The 457-nt window shown below is 55.6% G+C and carries 1 pseudogene; it reads right to left on the bottom strand.

Annotation, left to right across the window (positions count from 1 at the left end):
- Positions 1 to 457 (bottom strand): annotated as a pseudogene (locus tag GPA27_RS28400) (deoxyguanosinetriphosphate triphosphohydrolase); the annotation flags it as partial.

Genomic DNA, 457 nt, shown 5'->3' with positions numbered 1-457 from the left:
GTCAATGACGTCGTACACCTGCGCACTCAGCATCCTCCGTATCGCCTCGTACAACAAGCGGCGCTGCATTGATGGGGTGGAGAGGTCGGGATGCTCCATCTGAGCTGCCGAACGGTACGCATCAAACAAGGGTACTTCTTGCAGCTGCGTCAGAGTAATCAACCCAGAGCGCACGCCGTCATCAATATCGTGCGCGTTGTACGCAATCTCATCAGCCAAGTTGCACAACTGCGCCTCCAGGCTCGGCCGCTCATTGCGCAGGAAGCGAGCACCGACACCATTGGGCTCCTCACTCTCCAACTGTAAAGCATGAGTGCGCGAGCAGTGTTTGAGAATCCCTTCTCGGGTCTCGAATGTGAGATTGAGTCCGTCATACAACGGGTATCGTTCTTCCAGCTTGTCCACCACTCGCAAGCTCTGCAAGTTGTGTTCAAAGCCTCCAAAGTCGGCCATGCAG

It is taken from the genome of Aromatoleum toluolicum (assembly GCF_012911005.2).
Lineage (GTDB): Bacteria > Pseudomonadota > Gammaproteobacteria > Burkholderiales > Rhodocyclaceae > Aromatoleum > Aromatoleum toluolicum.
The sequence above is the reverse complement of the archived record's forward strand: the minus strand, read 5'-3'. Positions and strand labels throughout refer to the sequence as shown.